Here is a 10,824-nt window from a genome sequence, read left to right on the forward strand (position 1 = left end):
CGGCGTTCGACCGGCAGGACTGAAGAAACATCGGGGCGAGAGGGCTCCATAAAGGGAGGAACGATTGCATGACCAACAATCTCATCGGAACGAGGATCAACGCTGCATCGCTGACGCGCCGTTCGTTCATGGCGGCGACGGCGGCCGGCAGCGCGGCGCTGGCGCTTGCCGGGCGGACAGCATTTGCCGCCGACGGCGACACGCTCAAGGTCGGCTTCATCAGCCCGCGCACCGGGCCGCTCGGCGGCTTCGGCGAGACGGATGGATATGTGCTGGAACTGGCGCGCAAGGCGCTGGAGGCCGGACTACAGGCAGGCGGCAAGACCTGGAAGGTGGAGATCCTCGATCGCGACACGCAGTCCGATCCCTCCCGTGCCGGCCAATTGGCAAAGGACCTGATCAACAACCAGGGCATCGACCTGATGCTGGTCGTTTCCACCCCGGAAACCATCAACCCCGTGGCCGATGCCTGCGAGGCAGCCGGTGTCCCCTGCCTGTCGACGGTCATGCCCTGGGAAGCCTGGTATTTCGGTCGTGGCGCCAAGCCCGGCGCGCCGTCGCCGTTCAAATGGACCTATCATTTCGGCTTCGGCGTCGAAGAATTCCTGAAAACCTATATTTCGCAGTGGAATCTGATCGAGACCAACAAGAAGGTCGGCGTCATGTATCCCAACGATGCCGACGGCAACGCCATCCGCGCCAATCTGGCCCCGGCCCTTTCCAAGGCCGGCTTCACCATTGTCGATCCGGGCGCCTATGAGACCGGCACGACCGACTTCACGGCGCAGATCGCCCTCTTCAAGCAGGAAGGCGTCGAGATCTTCAACTCGTTCCCGATCCCGCCGGATTTCGCCGCCTTCTGGCGTCAGGCAGCCCAGCAGGGCCTGACCCAGCAGATCAAGATCTGCCAGGTTGCCAAGACGGGGCTCTTCCCCTCGGACATCGAGTCGCTCGGCGACCTCGGCGTCAATATCAGCAGCGCCGCCTACTGGCATAAGGCCTTCCCCTACAAATCGTCGCTGACGGGCGTGTCTGGGACGGAGCTTGCGGACGGCTACGAAGCATCGAGCGGCAAGCAGTGGACGCAGCAGCTTGGCGCCAGCCTCGCGCTTCTCGACGCCGGCTTCGATGCCCTGAAGGCCAGCACCGACGTCAAAAGCAAGGAGGCCGTGGCCAAGGCGATCAGCACGCTGAAGACCACGACGATTGCCGGCAAGGTCGACTTTACCAGCGGGCCGGTCGCCAACGTCTCTCCCGGACCGATCATCGGAACGCAGTGGGTGAAGGCGCAGGAAGGTTCGAAATTCGCGCTCGACTACGTCGTCACCGAAAATGTCACCGACCCGAATGTTCCGGTCGGCGCCAAGCTTACCCCGTACAATGGATAGTGGCACAGTGCAGCGACGAGATCAAAAGGAGCAGCCGGGCGAAGCCTTTCTCTCGGCTAAAGGGATCCACAAGCGCTTCGGTGCGCTTGTGGTTCTCGAAAACCTCGATTTTTCCATGGGCGATGGAGACGCGGTCGGCATCGTCGGGCCCAACGGCGCGGGCAAGACGACGCTGCTCAGCGTGCTTGCGGGTGCCTTTCCGCCAAGCGCCGGAACCGTCATCTTCGACGGCACTGATGTTACCGCGCTTTCGGCGGCCGATCGGTGTCGGTCGGGGCTGGTGCGGACGCATCAGATCCCGAAACCCTTCAGCGGCATGACCACCTTCGAGAATGTCTTCGTTGCCGCCTCGCACAGCGATGCCGCCAGTCGCGACGAGGCCTATGAGCGCGTCGTCGATTCGCTGACGCTGTGCGGCATGCTCGGCGTTGCCAATCGCCGAGCCGACACGCTCGGCCTGCTCGACCGGAAACGCCTGGAATTGGCGCGGGCGCTTGCCACCAAGCCGAAACTGATGCTGCTCGACGAGATCGGCGGTGGCCTGACCGACGGCGAGGCCAGCGAACTGGTGGATACCATCCTCGAATTGCGCCGGCGCGGCATCGGCATCGTCTGGATCGAGCATATCGTCCACATCCTGCTGCAGGTGGTCGAACGGCTGATCTGCATGGACGCCGGCAAGATCATCGCCGACGGCGAGCCCAAGGCGGTGATGAGCAATGCCGAGGTCGTCAAGGCCTATCTCGGAGGGACGCCCGCATGAGCCTTCTCTCCATCCGCGACCTCGACGTCCGCCACGGCCTGCTGCAGGCGGTGCGCGGCGTCAGTTTCGATATCGCCGAGGGCGAGGTGCTGGCCCTGATCGGCGCCAATGGCGCGGGCAAAACGACGCTGCTGCGATCGATTGCCGGTGCCCATCTTCCCGCTGCCGGCCAGGTGTTTCTCGGCGGACAGGAGATAACGACGGTACCCTCCCACAAGCGGATCGCCATGGGCATCGCTTTGGTGCCAGAGGGCCGGCGTCTTTTCTCGCAGATGACCGTCGAGGAAAACCTGCTGCTCGGCAAGACCTCCGGCCGCAAGGGCGACTGGACCATGGAACGGGTCTTCGACGCCTTCCCCAACCTGAAGCCCCGCCGCCGTGCCAAGACCGGCCATCTCTCGGGCGGCGAACAGCAGGCAACCGCCATCGGCCGGGCACTGATGAGCAATCCCGATATTCTCCTTCTGGACGAAGTCTCGCTCGGCCTGTCGCCGCTCGTGGTCGAGCGCGTCTATGCGCAGCTACAGGCGCTGCTGTCCTCGGGAACCACCATCCTTCTCGTCGAACAGGACCTCGGACGGGCGATGGGCGTCGCCAACCGCGTCATCTGCATGCTGGAGGGACGTGTCGTCCTCGACAGACCGGCGGCGGGTGTTACCCGCGACGAAATCACCCAAGCCTATTTCGGGCTGCACCATCGGGCCGACAGCGACAGGAGCGTATCGTGATCAATACCTTGATCCAGGGCATCCTGCTCGGCGGCTATTATGCCGTCATCGCCTGCGGCCTGTCCTTTATGTTCTCAGTCATGCGCATCATCAACCTGGCACATGGCAGCCTGGCGGTTGCGGCGGCCTACGGCCTATGGCTGCTGGCCTCGAAGTTCGGAATCTCGCCCTTCGCAGGGCTGCTGATCGTATTGCCGGTCATGGCAGCCTTCGGCTGGCTGCTGCAGCGTTTCGTTCTCGAACGCAGCGCCCGCGGCGGCACGCTGTTGCCGATCCTCACCACCTTCGGCCTGTCGATCGTCATCGACAACCTGCTGTTCGAGCAATTCGGCGCGGACACGAGATCGCTGGCGCCCTTTATCGGCAACCTGTCCTACGCGTCCTGGCAATTGCCCGGTCATATCTTCGTCGGCAAGCTCGCGGTGATGATGATGGCAACGGCGATCGTCATTCTCGGTGGGCTGCAATTTTTCCTCAGCCGCTTCGCCCTCGGCCGCGCAATCCGCGCCACGGCGGAAGACCCAGATACGGCAGGTCTCGTCGGCATCGACGCCCGCAGGGTGAATGCGATGGCGACCGCGATCACCATGGTCACCATCGGGATCGCCGGGGCGTTCCTCGCCATGCGGGCCACCTTCAGTGCCTATGCGGGGGCGCCGCAGTTGCTCTTTGCCTTCGAGGCAGCGGTCATCGGCGGCGCGGGCTCTCTGTGGGGCACGCTGGCAGGCGGCATCGTCCTCGGGCTCGCCCAATCGCTTGGCGCGCAACTGCATCCGCAGGGCTTTTTGATCGGCGGGCATGTCGTGTTCCTGCTGGTCGTCTTCCTGCGGCTCTTCCGGTCCGGTGTGCCAACCTTCAGCAAAATTCGCGCATTTTTTCTTCGGAGCCCAGCATGACCTTCCCCTCCAACGGCACATCCATCGAGCGCTGGACAACATCGTCGCGGCTGGCGCTGGCCGCCATGGCCATGGCACTGGTGATCCTGGCGGTTGCTCCAGCCTTCCTCGGCGCCGGCATGATCGACCGGATGACGGCCCTGTTCATCTACGTGATCCTTGCCGCCATGTGGAATGCACTGGCCGGGTTCGGCGGGCTCGTCTCGGTTGGCCAGCAGGTGTTCTTCGGCCTTGGCGCCTATTTCACCATCCGGCTCGCGGATGCGGGGCTCAATCCCTTCGTTGCACTGTTTGTCGCCGCGATCGTCACCGGCGCGCTATCGATCCCGCTGTCGCTGTTCATGCTGCGGCTGAAGGGCGGAGAATTCGCCATCGGCATGTGGGTCGTGGCCGAGCTCGTCCACCTGCTCGTCAATCTCGATCGCCTCATCCAGGGCGAGACCGGCACATCGCTGATCTCGCTGAACGTCTATGACAGCACCACCCGGCGCGCGACGATCTACTGGCTGGCGCTCATCGCCATGGCGGCCCTGCTCGGCACCCTTTTCATACTGATGCGCAGCCGCGCCGGGGCCGCCATGCAGGCCATCCGTGACAATGAGGACGCGGCAACCTCCGTCGGCGTGCGCGTCATCGCCACCAAAAGGCTGCTCTTCGTGCTCGCGGCATTCGGCATCGCGGTCGCCGGCGGCCTCTGGCTGGCGACCGCCACCACCTTCCAGCCGAAGACCTACTTCAGCGTCCAGTGGACCGCCTACATGATCTTCATGGTTCTGGTCGGCGGCATCGGAAAATTCGAAGGGGCGATTCTCGGGGCGATCCTGTTTTTCGTCATCGAGACCTTCTTCGGCGGAACCGGCGTCTGGTACCTGATCGGCCTCGGCGCAACAGCCGTGCTCTTCTCCCTTTACCTGCCGCACGGCCTCTGGGGAGAGATCGAACGTCGCTTCGGCCTGCAACTTCTGCCGGTCGGCTACCGGCTGACGCTGCCGGACCTCCTGAAAGACAAACGATAGCAACTGGCGGATTTTCCGATCCCGTTGAGAAAGGTGAGACCCATGCTTTTCGGCAAGACCATTCTGATCACCGGCGTCGCCTCCGGCATTGGCGCGCGCACCGCCGAGCTGGCGGGTCACCTGGGCGCTGATGTCATCGGTGTCGACGTGCGCGAACCGCCCCAGGCGCTCGCCTCCTTCATCAGGGGCGACATCTCGAATGCCGCCGGCGTCGCAGAAATCGTCCAGCAATTGCCCAAGCATATCGACGCGCTCGCCAATGTCGCGGGCCTCTCGGGCAATACCGGTATTGTGGCAACGCTGGCGGTGAATTTCTACGGGTTGCGCGCGCTGACAGAGGCGGTGGCACCACGGCTTCGCGAAGGCGGGGCGGTGGTCAATGTCGCCTCCATAGCCGGCTATGGCTGGCGCGCAAATCTCGAGCGGGCGAAGACATTGACCGCCATCGAGGGTTTTCCGGGTATCGAAAGCCTTGCCGCCAAGCACGGCCTGAAGGACGATGAGGGCTACCCTCTCTCCAAGGAACTGCTTCTGCTCTGGACAATGCGCGCCGCCCACGAGCCGCTGTTCAAGGAGCGCGGCATCCGCGTCAATGCCGTCAGCCCCGGCCCGGTCGAGACACCGATCCTCAGGCAGTTCCGTGCGGTCCTCGGCGACGAACGCGTCGACAACGATATCACCCGCGTCGGCCGTGCCGGGACCTCGGCCGATATCGCTCCGGCTATTCTCTTTCTTTGCTCGGATGGCGCACGCTGGATCAACGGCACCAACCTTGCCACCGACGGCGGCCTCGAAGCCTCCATCAACGCCTCGGTTCTCGGCTTCTAATTTTCGTTTTCATCAGGAGACAGACATGCATATTTCCCTTCTCATCAACGGTATGGATCGAGCCGCCGCCAGCGGCCGAACCTATGACCGTATGGATCCCTTCACCGAAGAGCTTGCAACCCGCGCGCCGGCGGCCGGTCTCGATGATGTCACGGCAGCGATCGACGCTGCATCGGCCGCTTTTCCCACATGGTCGAAGACCGGACCCAGCCAGCGCCGCGCGATCCTGATGAAGGCCGCCGATATCATGGATTCCAAGGTCGGCGAATTCACCCGGCTGATGATCGAGGAGACGGGAGCCACCGCCCCCTGGGCCGGCTTCAATGTGATGCTCGCCGCCAAAATCCTGCGCGAAGCCGGCGCGATGACGACGCAGATTTCCGGCGAGATCATTCCCTCGGACAAGCCCGGTACGCTCGCCATGGGCGTTCGCCAGGCGGCTGGCGTCTGCCTTGCAATCGCCCCCTGGAACGCCCCCGTCATCCTCGGCACCCGCGCCGTCGCCATGCCGATTGCCTGCGGTAACACGGTGATCTTCAAGGCATCCGAACAATGCCCGGGCACACATCGGCTGATCGCGACGGCGCTCGTTGAAGCGGGCCTGCCGGCAGGGGTCATCAATGTCATCACCAATGCGCCTGAAGACGCGCCGCAGATCGTGGAAGCGCTGATTGCTCATCCGGCCGTGCGTCGCGTCAACTTCACCGGCTCGACCAAGGTCGGCAAGATCATCGCCGAACTCAGCGGCCGGCACCTGAAGCCGGCGCTTCTGGAACTCGGCGGCAAGGCACCGCTTGTCATTCTCGACGACGCGGATATCGACGGTGCAGTGAATGCGGCGATCTTCGGTGCCTTCATGCATCAGGGCCAGATCTGCATGTCGACGGAACGCATCATCGTCCATCAGGCAATCGCAGATGAATTCGTCGATAAGCTCGCGGCGCGTGCCGCAAGACTTCCGGCAGGCGATCCGCGCGGCCATGTCGTGCTCGGCTCCCTCATCAGCCTGGACGCGGCCAAAAAGATGGAAGCACTGATCGCCGACGCTGAGGCCAAGGGCGCAAAGTTGGTTGCCGGCGGCAAGCGGACCGGCACGGTCGTCGAGGCGACCCTTCTCGACCACGTCACGCCTGAAATGCGCGTCTATGCGGAGGAGTCCTTCGGGCCGGTGAAGCCGATCATCCGCGTTGCAGATGAGGACGAGGCGGTGCGCGTCGCCAATGATACCGAATATGGGCTTTCGTCGGCGGTCTTCAGCCGCGATGTCCAGCGGGCGCTCGCTGTCGCAGCCCGCATCGAGACGGGGATCTGCCACATCAACGGCCCGACCCTGAACGACGAAGCGCAGATGCCCTTTGGCGGCGTCAAAGGCAGTGGCTACGGCCGCTTCGGCGGCAAGGCAGCCATCGCCGAATTCACCGACCTGCGCTGGATCACCATCGAAGATTCGGCTCAGCACTATCCATTCTGAGAAAACAGGCGGCAGGCACTGATCGATAGATTTTCCTGCCGCCTATACTCCGCGTTTGAAGACTGCCGACATGGAGCTTGCCAAAACTATCTGGCCCGGCGTTGGTGATGTAGGCGCCGCATGACGCCAGTCCGAGCGTAGCGCCTATACGTCTGAAATCACTAATGTTCTTAAGTTCTATTGCTATATCTGTATTGCTCCCTCCCCCGGGCCAATTTATCTTGACTATATTAATCATATTATATAGCTCCGCTAGCGTCGCGTGCGGGGATCAATGAACTCGCGTCGGTAACGTATCTAAGGGGGCATAGTGTGAATAAGCGTATTGGACTTCTGTCCGCGCTGATGGCGGGAGTGTGCACTCCCGCGATGGCGCAGACTGCGACCGAGTTGCAGCCCATCATCGTCAAGGCATCGGAGAATCCGACGGCCCTGCCGGAGGAATATCCGGGCGGGCAGATTGCGAAAGGCGGCCGCGTCGGAATGCTCGGCAACCGCGACGTGATGGACACACCGTTCAGTTCCACGAGCTATACGGCCACGATAATCGAGAACAAGGGAGCAAGCACCGTCGCGGAGGTGGTTGCGAGCGATCCGTCTGTCAGAAATACCCATGCCGCCGGTGGCATGCTTGACTCCTTCTATATCCGTGGTTTCCCGGTCAATGAAGGTAATTTCGGCGAAGTCGCCTTCGACGGCGTCTACGGCATTGCGCCGACCTATCGCGTCTTCACCGACTATGCGGAGCGGGTGGAGGTGCTCAAGGGGCCAAGCGCCCTGCTTTACGGCATTTCGCCGAACAGCAGCGTCGGCGGCGCGATCAATATCGTGCCCAAGCGCGCCCCGGACGAGGATCTGACGCGGGTCACCACCGATTATACGTCCGACCTGCAGGGCGGCACGCATCTCGATTTTGCCCGCCGCTTCGGCGAAGAGCGGCAGTTCGGCATGCGCTTCAATGGCAGCCTGCAGGGCGGGAACACCCCGATCGACGATCAGACTCAGCAAGCCTATGTCGGCTCGCTTGCCCTTGACTACGAGGGGGAGAACTTTCGCGCCACCGTCGATGTCATCGGTCAGAAGCAGCATTTCGATGCTCCGCAGCGCCCCTTCTTTCCGGTGGCGGGGATCGCCATTCCTGACGCTCCTGACGGCCGGCTGAATATCCAGGAGCCCTGGGAATGGTCAAGGAGCCGGGATCTCTCCTGGCTGACCCGAGCCGAATATGACGTCAGCGACACGGTGACGATCTTCGGCGCGGTCGGCGGCGGCAGCTCACATGTCGCAAGACTTTTCGGCACGCCAACGCTTCTGAATTCGAACGGCGATGTCAGCGTCACACCGCAGAACTTTGTGTTCGACGTCGACAGAATGACGGCCGAAACCGGCGCGCGCGCAAAGTTTGACACCGGCCCTGTCTCGCACGCCGTCACGCTGCAGGCCACCTACTTGCGGCAGACATTGGATCGTGGTTCCAATTCGGGCACTGCGCAGTTCACCAACATCTATGATCCGGTATTGCGTCCCGAACAGAACGTGCTGGCGCCGAGAAACGTTGGCAGAGTATCGGAAAGCGTCCTGTCCGGCATTGCCTTGTCGGATACGCTTTCGATCCTCGACGAACGCGTGCAGTTAACGGTTGGTGGCCGTTGGCAGTCGATCGATTCGAAGAATTTCAACGCAACGACAGGCGTGGTCACCTCGTCTTCCGACGAAACCGCGGTCACGCCGCTCATCGGCCTCGTGGTCAAGCCATGGGAAAACGTATCGCTCTATGCCAACTATATCGAAGGCCTCGGCGTTGGCGATACCGCGCCGGCAACCGCTGTAAACGCCGGCGAAACGCTGGCGCCCTATCGAACGAAGCAATACGAGATCGGCGCGAAGTTCGATCTCGGGCGGATTATTCTGAGCACCGCCGTTTTCCAGATCGAGAAGCCTTTCGGACAGCTTGAAAGCCAGAGCTCCGGCCTGGTCTTCGTGAACGGAGGGGAGCAACGCAATCGCGGCCTGGAGATCAATGTCGCTGGCGAAGTCACCGCGGATCTGCGCTTGCTCGGCGGGGTTGCTTTCATCGACGGCGAGCTTACCAAGACCAATAATGCCGCCACGGTCGGAAACACGCCGATCGGCGTCCCCTCGATTCAGGCAAATCTCGGCGCCGAATGGGATACGCCCTTCGTGGAAGGCCTGACGCTTGCTGCAAACATGATCTACACAGACGAGCAATTCGCCGACACTGCCAACAAACAGGAACTCCCTTCCTGGACGAGGTTTGATCTTGGTACGCGCTATGCGACCAAAATCCAGGATCGACCGGTGACCTTCCGCGCCTCCGTCGAGAACGTCTTCAACAAGGACTACTGGTCAGGCGTTGCAAGCTTCGGCACGATTTCGCAGGGCGCGCCCTTGACCGTCAAGGTGTCGATGACAACCGATTTCTGAGGAACAGAACTTCCCGGATCGCTGTCTGCAATTGTCGGCGCGCCTGCTCATTTATGGCAGGCGCGCCCTTTTGTTTTGTGGACGCTCGACCAAACAAAAGGCCGACGCAGGACATAGAGCTGCGTCGGCCATGACACTGTCTGAGAAGCAGGTTCTTACGGCGTTTTTGCCGTCAGGCTGACGCTATAACCCGGCTTGTAGGCAATCGGCAGAAAGCGCCGATGATATTCCGCGAAGGTCGCATCGGGATCAAGATCGGCGAAGAGGTCGGGGTGAAACCATTTCGCCAATTGCTGAATGGCGACGAATTCATAAGGACTATTGTAGAACTGGTGCCATATGCCGTGGAAATTGCGCGTCTTCTGCGCCTGGGTCCCGGTATAGGCGGGACGTGTCAGATACCATTCAAGCCTTTTCCGCAGGATCTCCGGATCTGCTCCCGGACCGAGCGGAATCCAGTGACCGCCTGGGGCATAGGCCTGCCAGTCCGAGCTGGTGACAACGACATGCTGCGGGTCTGAAACGATGACCTGCTCGGGATTGATCTGACCGAACGTCGTCGGCAGAAAGTCGCTGCCGATATTGTGACCACCAGCCACTTCGACATACCTGCCGAAGTTTTCCGCGCCGAAGGACAGGCAGCAGTCGTCCGAATAGCCGCCGATACGCTCGACGAACACGCGCGGGCGATCAGGTTTTGCCGTGTCGAGCACGTCGGTGACGCGGGCGACCGCTTGTCGGCGGAAGGCTATGATTTCCTCGGCAAGCTCCTTGCGATCCATGATCTCGCCCAGCAGGCGGATGGTCCGCTCGGTATTTTCGAGCGGATGGTGGCGGAAGTCGACATAAAGCACCGGAATGCCTAAGGATGCGAGCTTGTCTACATATTGGGCCTCCTCGTTGGCGCGCATCGCCTCGAGGTTGAGAAGAACGACATCCGGCTTGCGTATGATCGTCGATTCGATGTCGATCAGGCTACCTTCCTGTCCGGTAAAGGTCGGCAGTTTCGCAAGATCGGGAAAGGCCTCGAGATATTGGGCATAGGTTCCCGGATCGGCCTGGATCAGGTCGTTACGCCAGGCGACGATGCGCGAAAGCGGGTCCTTGGGCTCCAGTGAGGCGATCAGATAAAGTTGCCGGCCTTCGCCGAGCAGAATGCGCTGGACTGGCGCTTTGAGCGTCACCTTGCGGCCGGCGATGTCGGTAACGGTGATCGATGACTGTTCTTCCTGCGCCGTTGCCGGTGCATGCCAAAGGATGGGCAGCACGAACAATACCATTGCAGCCCG

Annotated in this window: 9 protein-coding genes; 8 read left to right on the forward strand and 1 reads right to left on the reverse strand. The window is 61.9% G+C overall.

The genetic code is table 11. The features are described 5' to 3' along the window. The first annotated feature begins 68 nt into the window (after positions 1-68). The 8 genes from HB780_RS12655 to HB780_RS12690 all read left to right on the forward strand — a co-directional run bounded on the left by HB780_RS12655 (position 69) and on the right by HB780_RS12690 (position 9,535). A complete protein-coding gene (locus HB780_RS12655) occupies positions 69-1,388 on the forward strand; it encodes an ABC transporter substrate-binding protein (RefSeq protein ID WP_183688202.1) in 1,320 nt (439 codons plus the stop codon). Further along, entirely contained in the window at positions 1,381-2,151 is a 771-nt protein-coding gene (locus HB780_RS12660; protein ID WP_435693862.1) for an ABC transporter ATP-binding protein, read from the forward strand. Before HB780_RS12655 ends, HB780_RS12660 begins: the two co-directional genes overlap by 8 nt. Further along, positions 2,148-2,879 (forward strand): ABC transporter ATP-binding protein, encoded by a 732-nt coding sequence (locus tag HB780_RS12665; protein WP_183688206.1) that lies wholly within the window; start codon positions 2,148-2,150, stop codon positions 2,877-2,879. Before HB780_RS12660 ends, HB780_RS12665 begins: the two co-directional genes overlap by 4 nt. Further along, positions 2,876-3,775 (forward strand): branched-chain amino acid ABC transporter permease, encoded by a 900-nt coding sequence (locus tag HB780_RS12670; protein ID WP_183688208.1) that lies wholly within the window; start codon positions 2,876-2,878, stop codon positions 3,773-3,775. Before HB780_RS12665 ends, HB780_RS12670 begins: the two co-directional genes overlap by 4 nt. Then, positions 3,772-4,791, forward strand: a complete 1,020-nt coding sequence (locus HB780_RS12675; RefSeq protein ID WP_183688210.1) for a branched-chain amino acid ABC transporter permease — start codon at positions 3,772-3,774, stop codon at positions 4,789-4,791. The genes HB780_RS12670 and HB780_RS12675 overlap by 4 nt, the downstream gene beginning before the upstream one ends. A gap of 42 nt (positions 4,792-4,833) precedes the next feature. Next, a complete protein-coding gene (locus tag HB780_RS12680; protein ID WP_183688212.1) occupies positions 4,834-5,619 on the forward strand; it encodes a coniferyl-alcohol dehydrogenase in 786 nt (261 codons plus the stop codon). Between the two features lie 25 nt (positions 5,620-5,644). Next, positions 5,645-7,090 carry an aldehyde dehydrogenase gene (locus HB780_RS12685; protein WP_183688214.1) on the forward strand — a complete coding sequence of 482 codons (1,446 nt, stop codon included), beginning with the start codon at positions 5,645-5,647 and terminating at the stop codon, positions 7,088-7,090. 345 nt (positions 7,091-7,435) lie between these two features. Continuing rightward, positions 7,436-9,535: a TonB-dependent receptor gene (locus tag HB780_RS12690; protein ID WP_435693885.1), complete on the forward strand. Its 2,100-nt coding sequence runs from the start codon at positions 7,436-7,438 to the stop codon at positions 9,533-9,535. A 155-nt stretch (positions 9,536-9,690) separates the two neighbouring features. Here HB780_RS12690 and HB780_RS12695 read toward each other — a convergent pair whose 3' ends face one another. Next, entirely contained in the window at positions 9,691-10,815 is a 1,125-nt protein-coding gene (locus tag HB780_RS12695; protein ID WP_183688218.1) for an ABC transporter substrate-binding protein, read from the reverse strand. Positions 10,816-10,824: the final 9 nt, after the last annotated feature.

This window comes from Rhizobium lusitanum, assembly GCF_014189535.1.
GTDB classification, from domain to species: Bacteria; Pseudomonadota; Alphaproteobacteria; order Rhizobiales; family Rhizobiaceae; genus Rhizobium; species Rhizobium lusitanum_C.

Excerpts from the sequence above, each read along its gene's own strand:
- HB780_RS12655 (WP_183688202.1), top strand. The coding sequence starts at position 69 with ATGACCAACAATCTCATCGGAACGAGGATCAACGCTGCATCGCTGACG.
- HB780_RS12660 (WP_435693862.1), top strand. The coding sequence starts at position 1,381 with ATGGATAGTGGCACAGTGCAGCGACGAGATCAAAAGGAGCAGCCGGGC.
- HB780_RS12665 (WP_183688206.1), top strand. The coding sequence starts at position 2,148 with ATGAGCCTTCTCTCCATCCGCGACCTCGACGTCCGCCACGGCCTGCTG.
- HB780_RS12675 (WP_183688210.1), top strand. The coding sequence starts at position 3,772 with ATGACCTTCCCCTCCAACGGCACATCCATCGAGCGCTGGACAACATCG.
- HB780_RS12680 (WP_183688212.1), top strand. The coding sequence starts at position 4,834 with ATGCTTTTCGGCAAGACCATTCTGATCACCGGCGTCGCCTCCGGCATT.
- HB780_RS12685 (WP_183688214.1), top strand. The coding sequence starts at position 5,645 with ATGCATATTTCCCTTCTCATCAACGGTATGGATCGAGCCGCCGCCAGC.
- HB780_RS12690 (WP_435693885.1), top strand. The coding sequence starts at position 7,436 with ATGGCGGGAGTGTGCACTCCCGCGATGGCGCAGACTGCGACCGAGTTG.
- HB780_RS12695 (WP_183688218.1), bottom strand. The coding sequence starts at position 10,815 with ATGGTATTGTTCGTGCTGCCCATCCTTTGGCATGCACCGGCAACGGCG.